Origin of the sequence: Catenibacterium sp. (assembly GCF_052354645.1) — a bacterium.
Lineage (GTDB): Bacteria > Bacillota_I > Bacilli_A > Erysipelotrichales > Coprobacillaceae > Catenibacterium > Catenibacterium mitsuoka_A.
This window is the reverse complement of sequence record NZ_DAWDDM010000003.1, coordinates 1-21,833: the sequence shown is the minus strand read 5'-3', so window position 1 is coordinate 21,833 and position 21,833 is coordinate 1. Positions and strand designations below refer to the sequence as shown.

General features: G+C 34.9%; 17 protein-coding genes and 1 pseudogene. All 18 read left to right on the top strand.

The features are described 5' to 3' along the window. Positions 1–32: 32 nt before the first annotated feature. A complete protein-coding gene (locus tag ACT8VG_RS00430; RefSeq protein WP_006504896.1) occupies positions 33–722 on the top strand; it encodes a hypothetical protein in 690 nt (229 codons plus the stop codon). Between the two features lie 101 nt (positions 723–823). Continuing rightward, a complete protein-coding gene (locus ACT8VG_RS00425; RefSeq protein WP_444194989.1) occupies positions 824–1,702 on the top strand; it encodes a thymidylate synthase in 879 nt (292 codons plus the stop codon). Further along, positions 1,699–2,163 carry a dihydrofolate reductase gene (locus ACT8VG_RS00420; RefSeq protein WP_117458192.1) on the top strand — a complete coding sequence of 155 codons (465 nt, stop codon included), beginning with the start codon at positions 1,699–1,701 and terminating at the stop codon, positions 2,161–2,163. Before ACT8VG_RS00425 ends, ACT8VG_RS00420 begins: the two co-directional genes overlap by 4 nt. Then, entirely contained in the window at positions 2,160–2,879 is a 720-nt protein-coding gene (locus ACT8VG_RS00415) for a lysophospholipid acyltransferase family protein (RefSeq protein ID WP_221711601.1), read from the top strand. Before ACT8VG_RS00420 ends, ACT8VG_RS00415 begins: the two co-directional genes overlap by 4 nt. Positions 2,880–2,957: 78 nt before the next feature. Then, entirely contained in the window at positions 2,958–6,029 is a 3,072-nt protein-coding gene (gene dnaE, locus ACT8VG_RS00410; protein ID WP_444194988.1) for a DNA polymerase III subunit alpha, read from the top strand. A gap of 1 nt (position 6,030) precedes the next feature. Further along, the gene (gene polA / locus ACT8VG_RS00405; RefSeq protein ID WP_444194987.1) at positions 6,031–8,634 is read left to right on the top strand and encodes a DNA polymerase I; all 2,604 of its coding nucleotides are present in this window, start codon (positions 6,031–6,033) and stop codon (positions 8,632–8,634) included. Further along, positions 8,634–9,446, top strand: coding sequence for a bifunctional DNA-formamidopyrimidine glycosylase/DNA-(apurinic or apyrimidinic site) lyase (mutM, locus tag ACT8VG_RS00400; protein ID WP_444194986.1), 813 nt, complete (start codon positions 8,634–8,636; stop codon positions 9,444–9,446). Before polA ends, mutM begins: the two co-directional genes overlap by 1 nt. Positions 9,447–9,448: 2 nt before the next feature. Next, positions 9,449–10,402, top strand: coding sequence for a Gfo/Idh/MocA family protein (locus ACT8VG_RS00395; RefSeq protein WP_444194985.1), 954 nt, complete (start codon positions 9,449–9,451; stop codon positions 10,400–10,402). Continuing rightward, positions 10,390–10,962 carry a dephospho-CoA kinase gene (gene coaE, locus ACT8VG_RS00390; RefSeq protein ID WP_187011942.1) on the top strand — a complete coding sequence of 191 codons (573 nt, stop codon included), beginning with the start codon at positions 10,390–10,392 and terminating at the stop codon, positions 10,960–10,962. The genes ACT8VG_RS00395 and coaE overlap by 13 nt, the downstream gene beginning before the upstream one ends. Before the next feature lies 1 nt (position 10,963). Continuing rightward, positions 10,964–12,202, top strand: coding sequence for a DnaD domain protein (locus ACT8VG_RS00385; protein WP_444194984.1), 1,239 nt, complete (start codon positions 10,964–10,966; stop codon positions 12,200–12,202). Beyond that, positions 12,199–13,095 carry a hypothetical protein gene (locus tag ACT8VG_RS00380; RefSeq protein WP_444194983.1) on the top strand — a complete coding sequence of 299 codons (897 nt, stop codon included), beginning with the start codon at positions 12,199–12,201 and terminating at the stop codon, positions 13,093–13,095. The genes ACT8VG_RS00385 and ACT8VG_RS00380 overlap by 4 nt, the downstream gene beginning before the upstream one ends. A 95-nt stretch (positions 13,096–13,190) precedes the next feature. Next, positions 13,191–14,150 (top strand): 6-phosphofructokinase, encoded by a 960-nt coding sequence (gene pfkA, locus ACT8VG_RS00375; RefSeq protein ID WP_444194982.1) that lies wholly within the window; start codon positions 13,191–13,193, stop codon positions 14,148–14,150. A 68-nt stretch (positions 14,151–14,218) separates the two neighbouring features. Next, entirely contained in the window at positions 14,219–15,649 is a 1,431-nt protein-coding gene (gene pyk / locus ACT8VG_RS00370; protein WP_444194981.1) for a pyruvate kinase, read from the top strand. A gap of 307 nt (positions 15,650–15,956) precedes the next feature. Beyond that, a complete protein-coding gene (gene thrS / locus ACT8VG_RS00365) occupies positions 15,957–17,714 on the top strand; it encodes a threonine--tRNA ligase (protein ID WP_022425111.1) in 1,758 nt (585 codons plus the stop codon). Positions 17,715–17,833: 119 nt separating this feature from the next. Next, positions 17,834–18,958, top strand: coding sequence for a glutamate 5-kinase (gene proB, locus ACT8VG_RS00360; RefSeq protein WP_195921015.1), 1,125 nt, complete (start codon positions 17,834–17,836; stop codon positions 18,956–18,958). Beyond that, the gene (locus tag ACT8VG_RS00355; RefSeq protein WP_187011947.1) at positions 18,958–20,196 is read left to right on the top strand and encodes a glutamate-5-semialdehyde dehydrogenase; all 1,239 of its coding nucleotides are present in this window, start codon (positions 18,958–18,960) and stop codon (positions 20,194–20,196) included. Before proB ends, ACT8VG_RS00355 begins: the two co-directional genes overlap by 1 nt. A 93-nt stretch (positions 20,197–20,289) precedes the next feature. Further along, on the top strand, positions 20,290–20,736 hold the full coding sequence (locus ACT8VG_RS00350) for a MarR family winged helix-turn-helix transcriptional regulator (protein WP_432265468.1): 447 nt from the start codon (positions 20,290–20,292) through the stop codon (positions 20,734–20,736). Beyond that, positions 20,729–21,833 (top strand): annotated as a pseudogene (locus ACT8VG_RS00345) (hypothetical protein); the annotation flags it as partial. The gene ACT8VG_RS00350 and the pseudogene ACT8VG_RS00345, both read left to right, overlap by 8 nt.

Genomic DNA, 21,833 nt, shown 5'->3' with positions numbered 1-21,833 from the left:
GAGTATAATAATACGCAAAGGAGTGAGAAAATATGAATGATTTAATGAAAACCCCTAAAATGACCCCAAGAATCCAATCTACATTAAAACATACTGTAGAAGTGCCAGAAGTGATGTACAAAGCCAGTGGTATTAATGTGAATGGTAGACGTATAAAAAGCTTACTATTTAGTACGGATGTTGCACTTATTGCGAATAATAACGCTGATGCCATTCTCTCTGTTTATCCTTTTACGCCTACTATTCAGATCACCAATGCGATTATTGGTGTCGCAAGACAACCAGTTTTTGTAGGAGTAGGTGGAGGAACTACCAATGGTGCAAGAGTATTCAAGATTGCCTTAGATGCAGAATTACATGGTGCAGCAGCTGTTGTACTCAATGCTCCTGTACATACAGAAATGATCAGAGAATTATCACGTCTAGTAGATATTCCTATTGTCCTCACTGTAGTATCACTAGATGAAGATTTAGAAGAACGTATGTTACATAGTGGCGCTAAAATCATTAATGTATCTGGTGGAAAACAAACAGTAGAAATCGTTAAGGCACTACGCGCTATTGATAAGGATTTCCCAATTATTGCGACAGGTGGACCAACAGAAGACACAATTAAAGAAGTCATTGAAGCAGGTGCGAACGCAGTGACATTTACCCCTCCTACAAGTGCTGAAATATTCAAGGGTATGATGGAAAACTACCGTGAACAGATGAAGAAGTAGAAATACTTCTTCTTTTTTATACAAAGAAGAAGTATTTGTATATCCCATTTATGATTATTTGTGTTATCATGAGGTCAAATGCATAAAAGGAGGAATAAAATTTGAAACAATATCTAGATATGTGTCGATATATCCTAGAACATGGTGAAGACCGTCCTGACCGCACAGGGACTGGTACACGTTCTGTATTTGGATATCAGACACGCTATGATTTACGTGAAGGATTTCCTCTTCTTACTACTAAGAAGATGTATTTACGTCCTATTGCGGAAGAACTATTATGGTTTATCAAAGGTGATACAAATATTAAATATCTTGTAGACCGTAATGTGAAAATATGGAATGAATGGCCTTATGAAGACTTTAAGAAGAGTGAAGACTTCAATGGTGAAACATTAGAAGAATTCGTAGAAAAGATCAAAAATGATGATGAATTTGCGAAGAAACATGGTAATTTAGGTCCAGTTTATGGTGCACAGTGGCGTAACTTTAATAATGAAGGTACTGACCAGTTAGTAAAGTTAATTGATTCTTTAAAGAATAACCCATTCTCTAGAAGACATATTATTTCTGCATGGAATCCTAGTCAGGTAGATGAGATGGCTTTACCACCATGTCATACACTTATGCAGTTTTATGTATCTAGTGATAAGAAGTATTTAAGCTGTCAGTTATACCAGAGAAGTGCTGATACATTTTTAGGTGTTCCATTTAATATTGCATCATATGCCTTACTTACATGTATGCTTGCACAAGTATGTGGTTATGAACCAAAAGAATTCATTCATACTATTGGTGATGCGCATATTTATAAGGATCACTTTGATGTAGTCAAGACACAGATTGAAAGAGAACCACTTCCTCTTCCTCATCTTGTATTAAATAAAGACATTGATAATCTATTTGATTTCAAGATTGAAGATATCAAGCTAGAAGGTTATCAGTCTCATGGTCCATTGAAAGGTAAGGTCAGTGTATGATTACTATTATTGTCGCAGCTGATCAAAATAATCTCATTGGGAAAAAGGGAACAGATAATGGGATGCCATGGCACAATAGTGAAGACTTTAAACACTTTAGAAGTACAACACTCAATCATACATTATTAATGGGGAAAACAACTTACCAGGCAATAGGTAAACCATTACCTAAACGTCATACTATTGTCCTTTCTCATAATTTTGAAGATGATAGAGTAGAAGTGGTAGATGATTTAGTAGGCACTATTAAAGCTTTTAAAGAACGTGGTGAAGACCTCTTTATTTCTGGTGGTGCTTCTGTATATAAACAGGCACTTCCATATTGTGATCAAATTCTTTTATCACGTATTCCTGGAGACTATACAGGAGAAACATATTTCCCTGACTTTTCTGAATATAACTATCGTCTCGTAGAAGAAAAGCCCTTTGAGACATTTACACTAGAAATCTATCAAAAATGAAAAGACTTATATTAATTGTGCTTCGTTTCTTCTTTGAATTACCAGTACTGATCTTCCAGTTAAAACATATCAAGAAGCATATGGATACGATTCCTTTTGAAGAACGTATTGACTGGACAAGAAGACTTTTAAAGAAAGCAACTAAAAGAGCACGTGTTAATCTAACTATTACAGGTACAGAATATCTTCCTGAAACAGGTGGTTTTTTTGTAGCTCCAAACCATCAGGGATTATTTGATATCCTTGCATTATTTGACAGTATTGAACGTCCTTTCAAGATTGTCTTTAAAAAAGAACTATTAGATGTTATCTTTTTAAGAGATGTGGCTGAATTCATGGAATATCCTGCCATTGATCGTACAAACTTAAGAGCTTCTATGAAGCTTATGAGACAGGTTAAAAAGGAAATGTCTGAAGGTATCCCTTATGTGATCTTCCCAGAAGGAACACGTTCTAAAAAGGGAAATGAATTATTAGAATTCAAGGGTGGTTCATTTAAACCAGCTATGGATGCACAGGTGCCAATTATTCCATGTGTCATGCATAACTGTTTTAAAGTATTAGACAGTAATTCTATTAAGAGAGTTGATTGTGGTATTCATTATCTATCACCAATTCCTTATGAAGAATATAAGGATATGAACAGCGTAGAAGTAGCTAATCTTGTACAATCAAGAATACAGACTAAAATGGCTGAACTCGAAGAACGTGCTTAGGCATGTTCTTTTTTTCATGAAACTATAAATAGAAGGGATAATTTGGTATAATGGGTGAACAAGGAAGGAGAGGATCCTATGTTTGGACACTTACAGATTAAAAGTGCTTATAGCTTTCAGGAGAGTACAATACTTATTCAATCTCTTATAGATAACGCAAAATCAAAACATATCCAGGCTCTTGCCTTAACAGATGATAATAATATGTATGGGGCCTATGAATTCTATGAAGCATGTACCAAAGCTTCAATTAAACCAATACTAGGTGTGAATGCCTCTATTATGTTTAACGATGATTTAATACATTTATTACTTTATGCACGTGATGATGTTGGTTATAAAGATTTAGTACGTATTGTGAGTGATATTAACTTAAGTGAACATAAAGCCATCTCACTTAAAGCACTCTCTAACTATAGAGATCATCTCTATATTGTATCTCATGAATATGAAGATCTGCTTCTTCAGAAAGAAGAGGCAAAAGAAAAGAATAAAGATTTATTTGACCATGCGCAGACAGAACGTCCATTAATAACTTTTATGAAAATCATGAAGAGCCTCTTTGGCACCTCTTATCGTATTATGGTTGTGGAAGATGGAAATAGTGGTCATTCATTACGTAATCAAAGACTTATTAAGGATGCTCATTTTTTTGATATTCCATGTATCTGGGGAAATGATGTCCGTTACTTGCATTCTCATGATGCTTTCACATTAGATCTATTACAGGCTTCTAAAAAAGGTGAAGTTTTGAATAAGGATCATGAACCTCTTACGAGTGAACGTTATTTAAAATCAGAAAAAGAAATCAGAGAAATATTTAGTCGTTATCCAGATATTATTAAGAATACGGAAGAAATGATTGATAATTGTTATGGCAGTATCCAGAAGACAGAAAATGGTCTTCCTCACTACAAAACACCTACAGGTGATAGTGGGGCTTATCTAAGACATTTATGTATTAAAGGATTAAAACAGCGCTTTAAAAACCAGCCTATTACAGATGACTATAAAGATCGTTTACTCTATGAATTAAAAACTATTCATACAATGGGTTATGATGATTATTTCTTGATTGTATTTGATTATGTACAATATGCGAAAAAACATGGCATACTCGTAGGCCCGGGAAGAGGATCTGCCGCAGGCTCACTTGTTGCCTATTGTCTAGGTATCACAAATATTGATCCATTAAAATATGATCTACTCTTTGAACGTTTCTTAAACCCAGAAAGAGTATCCATGCCAGATATTGATGTAGACTTCCAGGATGATCGTCGTGATGAAGTCATTCAATATGTCTGTGATAAATATGGTTATGATCATGTAGCTCAGATTGTCGCATTCTCTACCTATGGACCACGTGTGGCAATAAAAGATATAGGAAAGGTGATGGGAATCCCTTTACCAAGACTAGAAATGATTGCGAAGATGGTGCCTACTGCTCCTAAACATCGTAAAACAATCAGTGAAGTCTATTCTACAAGTGCTTCATTCCAGGATATGATTCAAAAAGATCCAGTCCTTTCACGCCTTATTGGACCTATGAGTCTTGTAGAATACTTACCACGTAATATCACTAAGCATGCAGCTGGTGTTGTCTTATCCTATGAACCATTAAGAGATGTAGTCCCTTTAGTTGTTGGTCCTAGTGATATGATCATGAGTCAATACTCTAAGGATTATATTGAAAAAACAGGTCTTCTTAAGATGGACTTCTTAGGCTTAAAGAATCTGACTATGATTGACTATGTTATGAAGGATATCGAAAGAACATTAGGGAAAACATTCTCTATTAACGCTATACCTCTTAATGATGCACGTACGTATCATTTGATTTCTCGTGGAGATACAACAGGTGTATTCCAGCTAGAATCAAGTGGTATGCGTTCATTACTTCAAAAGATGAAACCTGAATGTTTTGATGATATCGTTGCAGCCATTGCCTTATATCGACCAGGTCCAATGGAAAACATACCTAGATATCTAGAAGTTAGAAAGAATAAAAACAATATCACTTACTTACTCAAAGAACTAGAACCAATCCTAAAGTCTACCTATGGTATTATGATCTATCAGGAACAGATCATGCAGATAGCTCAAGTCATTGCAGGATTCTCTTTAGGACGTGCAGATATATTAAGAAAAGCTGTATCTTATAAAGATGAAAGTATGATGGCAGGTATGAAGGAAGAATTCATTCAAGGTGCTATGAAAAAAGGCTTTAAAGAAGATGTTGTCACAAAACTTTATCAGATGATTGAGAAATTTGCGAACTATGGATTTAATAAAAGTCATTCTGTTGCTTATGGCTATGTCGCTTATCAATTAGCTTACTTAAAAGCCAATTATCCACTCTATTTCTTTGCGGCTATTTTATCCAATGAATCAGGTTCTACTTCTAGCAAGATGCATACTATTGAAGAATCTAAACGCTATGGTGTAAAGATTCTTCCACCTTCTATCAATTATTCTTATTCACGCTTTATGGTAGAAGAAGGCGGTATTCGTTATTCGTTAGTTTCTATAAAGAATGTAGGAGCTGCTGGGTATAAGATGATTCTTCAAGAAAGAGAAAAAGGTCTCTTTAAGGATATGTATGATTTCTTAGGCAGACTTCCTTCTTTATCATCTAAGATGTTAGAAAGTTTAATAGATGCAGGGGCTTTTGATGAATTTAATAAAAATAGAGCCTATTTACGTAAGAATATTTCACTCATGTTGGAGTATATACAATTAGGGGTGGATGAAAAACCAATCTTTGAAGAAGTCAGAGAAGATAAATTTAAACGTTTAGAAAGAGAAAAAGATGTATTAGGTTTTTATATATCGACTCATCCTATTGTCTATGTAAAACAGAAAATCAAACATCCTTTAGTAAATCTTGTAGACGTAGAAAACTATATGGATCGTACAATACCAGTTGTATGTTCTATTAGTTCAGTACGTGCTATTGTAGATAAGAAAGGAAGAGAAATGGCTTTTATTGAAGGTCAGGATGAAACAGGGCAGGTAGAATTTGTCTGTTTCTCTAACCAATATGAACGTTATAAGAATATATTTGAAAGAGGTAAGACTGTGGAAATGAATGTGCGTGTTCAATACCGTGATCGCTTATCTCTTATTATTAATCAAGTAAAGGAGTTATAAAATGGAAGAATTAATATTAATAGATGGGAACTCATTACTATTTAAAGCATTCTACGCTACTAGCTATACGGGTAACTATATGGTCAATCGTAATGGTATTCCCACTAATGGTGTCTATGGCTTTGCACGTATGGTGGAGAAGATCATCAGTACCAATCCTAAATATGTCATTGTCGCTTTTGACTATGGTAAGAAAACATTCCGTAATGAATTATTAGATACATATAAAGCTACCCGAAAAGAAACACCACAGGAACTTGTTCCTCAATTTGCGCTTGCAAGAGAATACTTAACTGCTCATAACATCACTTGGTATGAAGTAGAAGGCTATGAAGGGGATGATATCATCGGTACACTTGTAGACTTTGGTGAAAAGAATAACCTCAAAGTCTCTGTTTATACAGGAGATAAGGATGCCAATCAGTTGATTTCACCTCAAACGACAATCTATCGTACCGTTAAAGGTGTCACTGAACTTGATATTTATAATGAACAGACTTTACTTGATAAATATGGTTTAAAGCCAGATCAGTTTAGAGATTTCTTAGGACTCATGGGTGATAGTTCTGATAATATCCCAGGTATTAAAGGTGTAGGTGAAAAGACTGCCTTAAAACTATTACATCAATATGGCACTATTGAAGGATTACAGGAACATCAGGATGAAATCAAAGGTAAGATGGGTGAAAAAATCAGAGCAGGTATGGAAGATGCCTTGATGAGTAAAAAAGTAGCCACAATACTAAGGGATATACCAATAGATGTAGATTTAGAAAAAGCTACATATCAGGGTTATGACTATGAAACACTCAAGTCATTTTATGAAAAATATGATATGAATTCTTTGATTAAATCTATGACGACTGAAGCAGCACCTAAAAAAGAATTGAAACTAGAAATAGTAGATCATATGCCTGAAATCACAAAGGACAGTGTTGTTTATCCTTCTATCTATGATACAAACTATCATCGTTCTATTATTCTAGGATATGGTATTTATAATGATGAACAGGCTTATTTCATCTCTTATGAAAATGCATTGAAGGATGAATCATTCTTAGCTTACTTAAAGGATGAAAATAAGAAAAAGTATGGCTATGATATCAAGAGTGCTGTCATTGGTTCTAGATGGAATGGAATAGAAATCAATGGTTATACATTTGACTTATCACTTGCATCTTATGTATTAGAACCAGCTATTAAAGAAGAACTTAAATATGTTTGTACACATTTTGATTATGAAGGTGTGCAATATGATGAAGAAGTATTTGGAAAAGGTGCAAAGAAGCATATTCCAGAAGATGACATCTTAGCGAGTCATATTGTCTCTAAAGCCAAAGCTATTTATGAACTCAAAGATGTTGTCACAAAAGAATTAAAAGATAAAAATCAGTATGAACTATATGAAAACATTGAACTTCCTGTCACACGAATCTTGGGTGAAATGGAATTTGCAGGTACTGAAATAGACTTAGATGTATTAAAGGAAATGGATACAGCTTTTGATGAAACAATTGAAAAACTAGCCAACGATATCTATCGTATCTCAGGTACTACATTCAATATTTCTTCACCTAAACAATTAGGTCAGGTCTTATTTGAAGATCTAGGATTAAAGGGTGGCAAGAAAACAAAGACTGGTTATTCTACAAGTCAGGATGTCTTAGAAAAAATTATTGATGCCCATCCCGTTGTTCCATTAGTACTAGAATATAGAATGTTGACTAAACTCTCTTCTACATACTTAAAAGGACTACAGGAACAGGTATTCCCAGATCACAAGATTCATACAATCTATAAACAGACTCTCACTCATACAGGACGTCTCTCTTCTGTAGATCCAAATTTACAGAATATTCCAGTTAGAAGTGAAGAAGGAAAACTCATTAGAAAAGCCTTTGTATCACATAATGGCTATCTTGTCTCTTTTGACTATTCTCAGATTGAATTAAGAATTCTTGCACATATGGCTCATGTCACTAATTTGATTGATGCCTTTAATCAAGGCAAAGATATCCATAGACATACTGCAGCTTTAGTATTTGGCGTAAAGGATGAAGAAGTCACTCCACAAATGCGTTCACAGGCAAAAGCCGTTAACTTTGGTATTATTTATGGTATGAGTGAATTTAGAATTTCTAAAGATATTTGTTATTCTATTTCTGTAGCAATAGACTTTATTAATAAATATTTTGAAACATATCCAGAAGTAAAAACATATATGGATGAAGTTGTAGAAACATGTAAGAAACAAGGTTATGTCTCTACACTACTTAATAGAAAAAGATATATTCCTACAATCAATGATAAGAACTTCATGGTACGCCAGCAGGCACAGAGATATGCAATGAATACACCAATCCAGGGAACAGGTGCGGATATTCTAAAACTTGCGATGATTGAAGTAGATAAAGCACTTAAAGAAAAGAATCTTAAATCACAGATGATCTTACAGGTACACGATGAACTGATTTTTGATGTATTTGAAGATGAATTAGAAGAAGTCATGTCTTTAGTCAAAGAGAAGATGGAAAACTGCATTAAGATGGATGTCCCTCTTATTGTAGAAGGCAACTATGCCAAGAACTGGTGTGAATTAAAATAATGCCTGAATTACCAGAAGTAGAAACAGTACGAAGAACCTTAAAGAACTTCGTACTTCATAAAACAATAGACTCAATAGAAGTACGTTATCCACGTATTATTGATGGAGATGTAGAGACATTCGTCACTACACTCATTCATCAATCTATTTGTGATATAGACAGATATGGTAAATATTTGATCTTTATTTTAGATCATGATGCATTTATTTCTCATCTTAGAATGGAAGGGAAATACAATATAAAAATGAAAGATGAACCCTATGATAAACATGATCATATTATCTTTCATATGGCAGATGGCACTGATCTTCGTTATAACGATACAAGAAAGTTTGGTCGTATGCAGTTAGTAGACAAGAATCACTATCGTGAATATCCACCACTTAATCGTTTAGGTCAGGAACCAATGGAAGCTTCTTTTGATTACATCTATCCACGTATCCATCAAAGTCATCTGCCTATTAAACAATTATTACTAGACCAATCTATTTTTACAGGGATTGGGAATATCTATGCGAATGAAATATGTTTTAGAATGGGTATGGATCCTCGTACAAGAGGAGACAGACTTTCAAAGAAACGTATTTTAGAATTAATAGAAGTATCCAGTACTATTTTAAAGGAAGCCATTGCCCAGGGTGGCACAACTATCCATTCATTTGATGCCAATGGCATCCATGGCTTATTTCAGGTTACTTTATCTGTCCATGCACAAACAACATGTTCAAAATGCAAGGGACCTATTAAGAAAATCACAATTGCAGGAAGAGGAACATATTACTGTCCTCACTGTCAGAAAAGGAGATACTAAATATGTTGAATTGGGGTGTAATAGGATTAGGAAGAATTGCCCAGAGATTCTGTGAGAGTCTCTCTCATTTTGATGAAGCATGCTTTTATTCAGGCGCATCACATAATCCAGAAAAAAGACAACAATTTAAAGAACTCTATCATCCAGAAAAACTCTATGATGATTATATGAAGTTACTAGAAGATGAGAATGTAGACATTGTCTATATCGCATTACCACATGCTTCTCATTACAAGTATGCATTAGAAGCAATGAAACATCATAAAGCTGTTTTAGTAGAAAAACCAGCCACCTTAACAAGCGAAGAAATAAGAACACTCTGTGAATACTCAGAAAAGAATCATGTCTTCTTTATGGAAGCCATGAAATCTAGATTTATTCCAATGATCAATCAAGTACATAAAGAAATAGAAAAAGGTATTATTGGAGATATTGTCTCTATAGAAAACCATTTCCAATCCATTGTACCTTATGATGAACATTCTTATATTTATGATTCAAAACAAGGTGGTGCTTTATATGATACAGGCATTTATAATATTGCGACTGTCTTAGATTTTGTGAAGAGTCCTGTTGTTTCTATTTCTAATGATGTGAAAGTAGAACATGGTGTAGATGTTCATGATTCGATTACTCTAGAATTTGAAAATGGTGTCAAAGCCTTTATGGAAGCTTCACTTGATGGACCAGTAAGAAAAGATATGACTATTACAGGTACAAAAGGGACTATCATACTAGATCCATTCTATCGTCCTACAAAAGCAGTTATTTCATTTAATGGTGAATCTTTTACAGGAGAAATCCCTTATGATATTGATGATTTCCATACTGAAATAGAAGCCTGTCATGAAGCCATTGCGTATATTAAGGTAGAAAGTGATCGTATGAGTCATCAGGATAGTATTGATTGTATTGAACTTATGGAACGTATTGGAGAAACAATATGCAGGTCATAGGTCTCACTGGTGGTATTGCGAGTGGTAAAAGTACTGTCAGTTATTATCTGATCACTCATGGTTATGAAGTCATTGATGCAGATGATATCTCACGTCATGCCTTAGAACCAGGTACAGAGGCTTTTAAACAGGTCATTGAACATTTTCCTGTACTTACCGATGGAATCATTAATAGACAGAAACTTGCAGATATTATCTTTAATAACCAGGATGAAAAGAACTATCTAGAAGGCATCCTACATCCCTATATTAGAAATGTGATTGTACAAAAAATCAAACAATCTAAAAACAACATTGTCTTTATTGATGTACCGTTACTCTTTGAAGCAGGCTGGGATGATTTATGTGACTCTACAATAGTGGTCAGTTGTGACAAAGAAACACAGATTCAAAGAGTCTTATCCCGTGACCATTGTACACGTACGCAGGCATTAGACCGTATTAGAAACCAGATGTCTTTAGAAGATAAAGAACAACGTGCAGACTATATCATTAGAAACAATACAAACTATTATGATTTAGAAAAAGAAATACTAAAAGTATTAAAGAAGGTGGAATAAGATGTTATATGCGACAGATGTTTATTTAAGCGAACGTTCATTACCATTAAGTCTTAATGATTGTGATATTCTCACTTATTTGTATGCCCCATTACTTAAAACACAGGCTTATAGTCTTTATATGTATTTGAATGTAGAATCCATGCGTATGCGTCATTTCCATCAGCCTTGTGCGATTAGTCGCTTAACTATGGCATTAAATCTAGACTTGGAAGAACTTGACCAGGCAAGAAAGACATTAGAAGGCTTAAGTTTACTTAAATCCTACTATAAAGAATCAGAAGGGCAGGGAGTCTATATCTTTCACTTAATGACACCACTTTCTGTCAATGCCTTCTTTAGAAATCAGATTCTTGCAGGATTATTACAGAAAACGATAGGAATAGAAGAATATACCAAAACAAAGAATTACTTCCGTTCAGGACTAGAAAAGCTCACTGAATATGAGGAAGTCACATCACGCTTTGAAGATGTCTTTACGATTGATTTATCACAAAACAAACCATTGAAACATGAATCAGGATATCAAGAAGAAGAAAGTGAACGTCCAATTATTAATTATGATCTCACGCTCTTCTATGAAACATTGAAGGATTATCAGGTTCCTATGAAAATAGTGAATCGTAATGAAGATACAATTAAGCAGATTGCGACTCTTTATGCGATTGATCAATTATCTCTCGCTTTAATGGTTAAGGATGCGATTGTGGAAGGTAAGTTTAATCGTAAAGCTTTAGTAGAACAGGCTAAACGTTACTATAGTGCTGATTCAGCAAGTTCACTTAAAGAGGTCTATCACACTCAGCCCATCCAGCATGCTTCACCACAAACTGATGATGATAACTTAAACAAGCACTTTAGATATCTAGAGACAATCTCACCTTATCAGCTATTAAAGAATAAGCAGGGAGGAAAAGAACCAGCTCTTCATGATCTCAATATTGCGGAATCATTGATGGCTATGGGACTTACTCCTGCAGTCACTAATATGTTGATAGAATATGTTTTAGGTAGAAGTAATGGACGACTAGACAAGAACTATTGTGAAACAATTGGTGCTTCATGGGTGAGAAAAGGGTTAAAGACAGCCCGTGATGCGTACAACGAGGTTCAAAACAATAAACCTCGTCAAGCAGTAAAGAAAACGACAAAGAAACCCGAAAAGAAACAACAGAAAGTGACAGAACAAGATAAAGAAGAATTAAGAAGACTAATGGAAAGTCTAGGAGGTGATCTATGATGATAAAAGCAGGACAGATTCTTTCTTTTGATAAAGAATTAGAAAATACAAGAAACCAAAGTTTGCAGGAATTAGTCAAAAGACAGGATATTAGGGAATTTGTAGAAAAGAATCATTTAACTAAAAAAGTTCTAGAAGATGCCTGGGTAGATTTACTTGCCTATGTAGATGATCATGAACCTTGTTTACATTGTCATGGAATCAATGAATGCCCTAAGATGAATAAAGGTCAGCAGATCACTTTGAGCTATGAAACTTACGTCCATCGTGATGTCAAAAGCTGTCAATATGGTCTTGAAAAGCATGAAAATGATCAGCTTCTTTCTCGCTTTCATTACAATAACATGTCTACTAGACTTGCATTGACAAGCCTCAAGAGTTTGTCCAATGAAGCAATGAACAAAAATGAGGCAAGTACGATGAATTTAACTAAACAATTGATTGAATATGTCAATAAACCACAAACAAAAGGCTTCTTAGTATGTGGTGGATCAAATCGTACAAGAATCATGGCAGGTATGATGAATGAATTAGCTAGACGTGGCTATGAAGTAGGCTTATGTCATGTACCTACACTTATGGCAGATGTCAAAGCAAGTTTTAATTCAAATGAAGATACATCTTTAGTGGATCTAGTAAAAAACATTCCTTATTTACTTTTAGATAGTGTAGGTGAAGAAAATGTTACTAACTGGTCTAGAGATGAAGTTCTAGCGATGATTTTAGACTATCGTATCTTAAATGAATTGCCTACTTTCATGACTTCTGCATATGGTTTTGAAGACTTGGAAACGATTTACATGAATAAATATAATGATAAACGTGAACAGCTTCGTGCAAAGAATATTGTTTCTAAAATGAAAGCGCTATGTTGTGAAATAATTATTGACTAAAAAAATTGATTGGAATAGAATTGGTGATGGTAAGGAACGAACAATTATGCTAGAATGTTTATTAAATAGAATGCATAAGTTGAGAGGAGAAAAAAATGGTTAAGTGTATTGGTGTTTTAACTTCTGGGGGAGATGCTCCTGGAATGAACGCTGCAATTCGTGCAGTAGCTAGAACTTGTCTTAACAAGGGTATCGAAGTTTATGGCGTTAGACTTGGCTATAAAGGTCTTCATGAAGGTAAGTTCATGAAATTCGATCGTCATAGTACTCGTAATATCATCAATAATGGTGGTACTATTTTAAAATCTGCTCGTTTCCCTGAATTCAAAGATCCTGAAATCAGAAAAGAAGCAATCGAACAGATGAAAAAAGTAGGTATGGAAGCATTAGTAGTCATCGGTGGTGACGGTTCATACCATGGTGCTTTAAAACTTACAGAAATGGGAGTAAATTGTATTGGTCTTCCAGGAACAATTGACAATGATATTCCTGATACTGATTTCACAATTGGATTTGATACTGCATTAAATACAATTGTTGAAGCATTAGACAGATTAAGAGATACTTCTTCTTCACATCAGAGATGTACTATCCTTGAAGTTATGGGTAGAAGATGTGGTGACCTTGCAATTAATGCAGGTATCGCAGCTGGTGCTGAACTAGTAGTCACTTCTGATACTGGTTATGATGAAGATAAGATTATCGAAAGATTAAAACAGTCAAAGGCATCTGATAAGGACCATGCAATCGTGGTTATTACTGAACATATCACTGATGTCAATGAACTTGCAAAGAAAGTCGAAGCTGCAACAGGTTTCGAAACTCGTGCAAATGTCTTAGGTCATTTACAGCGTGGTGGTAGACCAACTGCAAGAGACCGTGTCTTAGCAAGCCGTATGGGTGTTAAGGCTGTAGAACTTCTTGAAGAAGGTAAAGGTGGACTTTGCGTAGGTGAAGTACATGGCCAGATTACTGCTTTCCCTATCACAGAAGTATTAAGTCATAAGCATGTAGCTGATGCTGGTATTTACGAAGACGCTCAGAAATTACGTTAATTTCTCAGTGTGTTTGTTAAATATATATAACGGAGTGTAAATTTATTTGGTTGATTAAGGAGTCTAAAATGGTTAAAGAAAAAATGAAAAAAACAAAAATTGTTTGTACTATTGGTCCTGCTTCACAGGATAAAGAAATGTTAAAGAAGCTTATTAAAGCTGGTATGAACGTAATGCGTTGTAACTTCTCTCATGGTGACTATGAAGAACATGCTATGAAGATGGATACTTTAAGAGAAGTAAACAAGGAATTAGGTACTGATGTAGCTATCATGCTTGATACTAAAGGTCCTGAAATCCGTACTGGTGCTTTCGAAGGTGGATTCACTGAATTCAAGAAAGGTCAGGTTTCAGTAATCACTCCAGAAGAAATTGTTGGTTCTTCAGATCGTTTCACAATTTCTTATAAGGAATTATACAAAGATGTTAAGCCTGGTGCTTATATCTTAGTTAACGATGGTCAGGTTGCATTATTAGTTGACCACGTTGAAGGTAAGGATATCTATTGTGTAGCTGCTAACGATGGTAGAGTTAAGAACACTCGTGGTATCAACGTTCCTGGTACTAAGTTACAGTTTGATTTCTTATCAGAAAAAGATAAGAACGACTTAATCTTCGGTTGCAAACAGGATGTAAACTTCATCGCTGCTTCATTCGTAAGAAGAAAACAGGATGTATTAGATATTAAGAAATTAATTGCTGAAAACGGTAAGCCAGATATCAAAGTATTACCAAAGATCGAATGTGTTGAAGGTGTTGAAAACATCGATGAAATCATAGAAGTAGCTGATGGTATCATGGTTGCTCGTGGTGACTTAGGTGTAGAAGTACCTGCTGAAGATGTACCTCTAATCCAGAAGTCAATCATCAAGAAATGTAATGCTGCTGGTAAGATCGTTATTACTGCAACTCAGATGCTTGAATCTATGCAGGAAAACCCAAGACCAACAAGAGCTGAAGTATCTGACGTAGCTAACGCTATCTATGATGGTACTGATGCTATCATGTTATCTGGTGAATCTGCTCAGGGTAAATATCCTGAAGAAGCAGTATTAACTATGAACAAGATTGCTCATAAGATCGAAGGAAACTTAGATTATGCTTCAATCTTAAGAAGAGCTATCAGAACTGCTGATAACACAAACCCTTCAGAAGCTATCTGTATGTCAGTTGCTGAAATTGCTGCAAACTTCAACGTTTCAGCTATCATCGCATTCACTGAAACAGGTGCTACTGCAAAACGTATGTCACGTTATAGACCACATTGTCCAATCATCGCTCCAACTCCATCTGATGATACAGTTAAGAAATTAGCTCTTAACTGGGGTGTTAAGCCTGTGCTTTGCAAATCTATGAAATCAAGAGAAGGTTTAATGGATCTTGCAATGGTTATCGCTAAGGAAAACGGAATTTCAGCTGGTGAACAGGTAATCGTAACTGGTGGTACTCCAGGTGTTTCTGGTTTAACAAGTTACTTAGAAATCGTTACAATCAAATAATTTTTGATAATTAGGAATAGGGTGACCTATTCCTTTTTTATTTATTGACAATTAACTGAAGTGGTGTACAATAAAGGCACAAGCTATGAAACAGGATATGTCTTTAAGATAAAAGCTTACTAGAGAGGAAGAAATGGTGGAAACTTCCAAGATATTTACTTAAAGGTACTCCCTGTGATGCTGAACTCGAAAGAGATTCCGTAACTCGCGTTAAGAGATGAGAGGTTATGCATTGCATAACGAATAAAGGTGGTAACACGAGACTTCGTCCTTTGATGAGGTCTCTTTTTATTTATAGGAGGAGAATATGAGCGATTTTTTAAATGACAAAGATTTAAATACTTTAAATCATTCATGTGCACACGTATTAGCACAGGCAGTTAAACATCTTTACCCACAAGCTAAATTCTGGGTAGGTCCAGTAGTAGAAGAAGGATTCTATTATGATATCGATTTAGGTGATCAGACTATTTCTGATGATGACTTACCTAAGATTGAAAAAGAAATGAAGAAAATCTGTAAAGATGGTAAGAGAATCGTGAGACATGAAGTCTCTAAAGAAGAAGCTTTAGAAGAATTCAAGGATGATGAATATAAGCTAGACTTAATCAATGGTTTAGAAGATGGTACAATCACTACTTATTCACAGGGTGATTTCACTGACTTATGTCGTGGTCCACATGTAGAAACAGTAAAATTATGTAAGAACTTCAAGTTAATCAAACATTCTGGTGCTTATTGGAAAGGTGATAAGAACAACAAAGTTCTTCAGAGAATCTATGGTGTATGTTTCCCAACTAAAGAAGAATTAGAAGCACATCTTCAGTTATTAGAAGAAGCAAAAGAAAGAGACCACAGAAAACTTGGTAAAGAATTAGGTATCTTCATGTTTGCAGATATCGTAGGTAAAGGTTTACCAATGTGGTTACCAAATGGTTTCACTGTAAGACGTTTATTATCTGATTACATCATGAACAAAGAATTAGAATTAGGTTATGAACATGTTATGACACCATCTCTTGGTAACGTTAAGTTATACAAGAAATCAGGACATTGGGCTCATTATAAAGATGATATGTTCCCAGCTATGGAATTAGATGATGAAGCATATGTATTAAGACCTATGAACTGTCCACACCATATGGTTATGTATAAATCTACATTACATTCATATCGTGATCTTCCAGTTAGAATTGCGGAAATTGCGAACGATTTCCGTTTTGAAGCAAGTGGTGCTTTAACTGGTATTGAACGTGCAAGAGCATTTACACAGAACGATTCACATATCTTCTGTCGTCCAGACCAGATTGCTCAGGAATTCAAGAATGTAGCACATTTAATTCTTGATGTATATAAGGACTTTGGTTTCAAAGATTACTCATTCCGTTTATCATTAAGAGATAAGAACAACAAAGAAAAGTATTTCGGTAATGATGAATTATGGGAAAAGAGTGAAAATGAATTACGTGAAGTATTAAAAGAAATGAATGTAGAATTCTATGAAGCAGAAGGCGAAGCAGCATTCTATGGTCCTAAACTTGACGTACAGGTAAAGAGTGCATTAGGACATGATGTTACTTTATCTACTATCCAGTTAGACTACCAGTTACCAGAAAGATTCGAATTAACTTATGTTGATGAAAATGGTGATAAGGTAAGACCAGTAGTTATTCATAGAGCAATCTTAGGTTCATTAGACCGTTTCGTTGCCTTCTTACTAGAAGAAACAAAAGGTAACCTTCCTCTATGGTTAGCACCTACTCAGGTTCAGGTTATTCCAGTTAAACTTGAATACCATGATGAATACGCAAAAGAAGTTGTGGCTAAGTTAAGAAAAGCACACTTCAGAGTAAATAACGATAACAGAGATGAAAAGTTAGGTTATCGTATCAGAGAAGCACAGTTAAAGAAGATCCCTTATCAGTTAGTACTTGGTGATAACGAAAGAGATAATGGTACTGTGACTTATCGTAAACATGGTGAAAAGAAACAGACTACAGTGACTTTTGAAGAATTCGTAGAATTATTAAATACAGAAGTAGAAAACAAAACTTTAAGCCACTAATACATTTGACTCCCTTAATGGGAGTCTTTTTTTGTCAAAAGACAAAAATCAGTATGTTTTGTTTGCTTTTAAAGTGTTTTACCCTCTATAATAGATTAAATGATAAAGGGGTGTTTTCGATGAAACGTAGAATAGAAGAAGTAAAGAAAATTGTCATTAAGGTAGGCTCAAGCTCACTTTGTGACAAAGATGGAAAAATCAATAAAGAAAAAATATTGATGTTAACATGGCAGATTGCCAAACTTAAAAGAGAAGGTTATATCGTTGTTCTAGTCTCTTCAGGAGCCATTGCAGCGGGTATGGGCGCATTAGGACTAGACAGTAAACCGAAAACACTACCGGAAAAACAGGCATTAGCTGCGATTGGGCAGGCAAGACTAATGGAAATCTATGAAGAAATATTCCAGGTCTTTAATATGAAATGTTCTCAGATCTTATTAAACCATGATGACTTTGATGATCGTCATCGTTTAATGAACTTAAACCATACAATTAATGCACTACTCAATTATGATGTTGTTCCTATTATTAATGAAAATGATGCTTTGGCAGTAGATGAAATCAAGGTAGGAGACAATGATACATTGGCTTCACTTATTGTTCCTTTAGTAGAAGCACAACTATTAATTCTCGTGAGTGATATTGATGGTCTTTATACAGGTAATCCTCATACTGATCCTGATGCTGTGCTTATCCACTATGTAGATAAGATTGATGATACTATTTTAAGCTATGCTGGAGATGCAGTCAGTGGTCTAGGTACAGGTGGTATGGCGACTAAACTAAAAGCGGCTCAAATGGTCAATGCATTGGGTAGTCATATGTGTATTGTGAATGGACAGAAAGAAAACAGTATATTAAAAGCTTTAGATAATGAAGGAACTTGGTTCAATGGGGCTTCTGGCACAAATATGAATGCTAGAAGACATTGGATTGCCTATCGTACTAAACCAAGAGGAACAATTATAGTTGATGCAGGATGTAGAAAAGCGATTGTTGACAAGCATGTCAGTCTTTTACCTACAGGTATTAAAGATGTAGAAGGAAGATTCTTAGAAGGACAGGTTGTTGATATCAAGGATGAAGAGTTAAATACAATTGCGAAGGGTGTTGTCAATTATGCAAGTGATGAAATCAGACTTATTAAAGGACACCAGTCTTCTGAAATAGACGAAATATTACATCGTCATGACTATGATGAAGTAGTACATGCGAATAACATGGTTGTATTGGAGGAAAGATAATGAATACATTATTAGAAACACAATTAAAGCGTGCTAAAGTTGCTGCACGTCTTTTAAAGAATATGCCAACTTGCACAAAGAATCAGGCATTAGAGAAAATCGCCGACGCATTAATTGCACATAGTGATGAAATATTAGAAGCTAATAAAAAAGATATGGCACATGCTAAGGAAGTCAATATGACTAAGGCTATGCAGGATAGACTCTTATTTACTCATGAACGTATTGTAGGAGTGAGTGATGGAGTCAAGAAGGTAGCTACATTACCTGATCCTATTGGTGAAGTGATGGAATCCTGGACAAGACCAAATGGTCTAGAAATTTCTAAAGTGAGAGTGCCTATTGGTGTCTTTGGAATTATTTATGAAGCCCGTCCTAATGTCACTGTAGATATTGCTTCTCTTTGCTTAAAATCAGGCAATGCCTGTGTTTTAAGAGGTGGTAAAGAAGCCATTCATACAAATAAGAAATTAGTAGAAATCATGAAGGATGCCACTAAAGACATCTTACCAGAAGGTGCGATTGAACTGATCACAGAATTAGATCACGCCATTGTAGGAGAACTCATCCATGCCAATGAATATGTAGATGTTATTGTACCTAGAGGTGGTGCTGGACTCATTCAGTTTGTTGTTAAGAATGCAACAGTACCTGTTATTGAAACAGGCGCTGGTATTTGCCATCTTTATGTTGATAAGGATGCAGACCTTAATAAAGCATTAACTATTGCAGTCAATGCGAAGATTCAAAGACCTTCAGTATGTAATGCGATAGAAACAATACTTGTACATAAGGATGTGGCAGACAAGTTCTTACCTGAACTTAAAAAAGCCTTTGAAAAAGTAGAAATCAAAGGGGATGATGCAACATGTCAGATCATTCACTGTGAACATGTCACAGATGACAGTTATGCAACAGAATATGATGATTATATTGTGAATATTAGAGTTGTTGACTCAGTCGAAGAAGCAATCAATCATATTTATACATATTCTACAAAACATTCAGAATCCATTATTACTGAAAATAATGAAACAGCTGCATTATTTATGAATAGCTTAGATAGTGCCTGTGTGTATCATAATGCTTCTACAAGATTCTCAGATGGTGGAGAATTTGGTTTTGGGGCAGAACTTGGAATCAGTACACAGAAACTTCATGCCAGAGGTCCACTGGGTTTAAAAGAAATGTGTTCTTACCAATACAAAATTGAAGGAAATGGCCAGATTAGAGAGTAGTAAAAAATACTACTCTTTTTTTATTGACAATAGTTAGCACCCTAACTATAATATTTAGCATACTAACTAATAGTAAGGAGGTGTACAACGGACATGCAAGAGAATGTCAAAGTGATGATAGATAAGGTCGCAGTACTTAGAAAAGTAGTAGGAAAGTATATGATGCGTAACTTTAAGAATATGCCTTTAACAGGTGATCAATCACGCTTGTTATTTGTGATTAAAGAACATGGTCATTCTCAAAAAGAAGTGGCACAATATCTTCATATCTCTGATGCAACACTTTCAGTAAGAATCAAGCGTCTAGAAGAAGCAGGCTATATTATTCGTGAACAGAATCCTCAAGATAAACGTCATTCTACAGTGCGTTTAAGTAAATTGGGTGAAGAGTATTTAGAAATCTGTAAGGATAAGATGAGACATATGGAAGAAGTATGCAGCAGAGGACTCACAAAAGAAGATCATGATGCCGTATTACATATGATTGATATGATTATTAAGAATATGGAAGATGAATTAAAGGAGGAAGACGATGCTTAAACTTAAGAAATATTTTAAGAAATATTGGTTATTGTTTGTATTAGCCATCGTTTGTATATTTGGACAGGCCTATACTGAATTAACACTTCCTGATTATATGTCTGATATCGTATCTAGCGGTATTCAGGCAGGAGGTTTCGATTCAGCTATATCTCCTGTATTAAGTGAAGAAACTTATAATCATTTATTATTATTTGTCTCTTCAAAAGATCAAAAAGTATTAGAAAATGCGTATAAGAAAACTCCTGCAAAGGATGTGGACAAGTCTTATTATAAGACATTCAAAAAAGCAAAGAATCAGACTTTATATATCTTAAAGAAAGATGTAGATGAAGAAAAACTCAATAAAGTATTAACTAAGCCTATGTTGATTGTTTATTCTATGAATAAAATGAAACCTGGTACAAAGCAGTATAAGTTATTTGAGACAAAGATTGATTCAGCTATTAATTCTGCTAAGGAAGGCTATCAAAAAGGCTTAGATGGCTATAATAAAGGTTTAGAACAGTATAATGCTGGCATGGCTAAATACAATCAGGGTGTGAAGCAGTATGAACAGATGCAGACTGCAATTAAGCAATATGATAGTGCACTAAATACATTAAACACTCAGTTTGGTTCATATGAAAAAGCCAAAGAAATGCAGAACACTTTAACAGCACAATATAATGCATTACCTGAAGGTGACGCAAAAACAAAGTTTCAGGCTCAATTAGCTGGTATTTCTCAGGCAGTTGCTGGTTATGAAAAACTCAATGCTTCAGCAGGTCAGATGGCACAAATGAAGAGCCAGTCTTCAACAATCAAGAAACAGCTTGATCAGGCTAAAGAAAAAGTCGCTTCTGCAAAACCTCAATTAGATGAATCTAAGAAGAAACTAGATGATGTAAAAGCACAGATTGATGCTATGGAAACACATTTAAACAATGGAGATATTTATTATTTCATCGGCTCAATGGGTGAAGATGAACGTAATAAGATGTTTGAAAGCGTCGATAAGCAGATGAAGACTATGGGTGAATCTACAATGAAGATTGCAGCTGGTGAATGTGTTAAAGCTGATTATAAGATACTTGGTTCTGATATCAATAAAGTAC

Excerpts from the sequence above, each read along its gene's own strand:
- ACT8VG_RS00430 (WP_006504896.1), top strand. The coding sequence starts at position 33 with ATGAATGATTTAATGAAAACCCCTAAAATGACCCCAAGAATCCAATCT.
- ACT8VG_RS00420 (WP_117458192.1), top strand. The coding sequence starts at position 1,699 with ATGATTACTATTATTGTCGCAGCTGATCAAAATAATCTCATTGGGAAA.
- ACT8VG_RS00415 (WP_221711601.1), top strand. The coding sequence starts at position 2,160 with ATGAAAAGACTTATATTAATTGTGCTTCGTTTCTTCTTTGAATTACCA.
- dnaE (WP_444194988.1), top strand. The coding sequence starts at position 2,958 with ATGTTTGGACACTTACAGATTAAAAGTGCTTATAGCTTTCAGGAGAGT.
- polA (WP_444194987.1), top strand. The coding sequence starts at position 6,031 with ATGGAAGAATTAATATTAATAGATGGGAACTCATTACTATTTAAAGCA.
- mutM (WP_444194986.1), top strand. The coding sequence starts at position 8,634 with ATGCCTGAATTACCAGAAGTAGAAACAGTACGAAGAACCTTAAAGAAC.
- ACT8VG_RS00395 (WP_444194985.1), top strand. The coding sequence starts at position 9,449 with ATGTTGAATTGGGGTGTAATAGGATTAGGAAGAATTGCCCAGAGATTC.
- coaE (WP_187011942.1), top strand. The coding sequence starts at position 10,390 with ATGCAGGTCATAGGTCTCACTGGTGGTATTGCGAGTGGTAAAAGTACT.
- ACT8VG_RS00385 (WP_444194984.1), top strand. The coding sequence starts at position 10,964 with ATGTTATATGCGACAGATGTTTATTTAAGCGAACGTTCATTACCATTA.
- ACT8VG_RS00380 (WP_444194983.1), top strand. The coding sequence starts at position 12,199 with ATGATGATAAAAGCAGGACAGATTCTTTCTTTTGATAAAGAATTAGAA.
- pfkA (WP_444194982.1), top strand. The coding sequence starts at position 13,191 with ATGGTTAAGTGTATTGGTGTTTTAACTTCTGGGGGAGATGCTCCTGGA.
- pyk (WP_444194981.1), top strand. The coding sequence starts at position 14,219 with ATGGTTAAAGAAAAAATGAAAAAAACAAAAATTGTTTGTACTATTGGT.
- thrS (WP_022425111.1), top strand. The coding sequence starts at position 15,957 with ATGAGCGATTTTTTAAATGACAAAGATTTAAATACTTTAAATCATTCA.
- proB (WP_195921015.1), top strand. The coding sequence starts at position 17,834 with ATGAAACGTAGAATAGAAGAAGTAAAGAAAATTGTCATTAAGGTAGGC.
- ACT8VG_RS00355 (WP_187011947.1), top strand. The coding sequence starts at position 18,958 with ATGAATACATTATTAGAAACACAATTAAAGCGTGCTAAAGTTGCTGCA.
- ACT8VG_RS00350 (WP_432265468.1), top strand. The coding sequence starts at position 20,290 with ATGCAAGAGAATGTCAAAGTGATGATAGATAAGGTCGCAGTACTTAGA.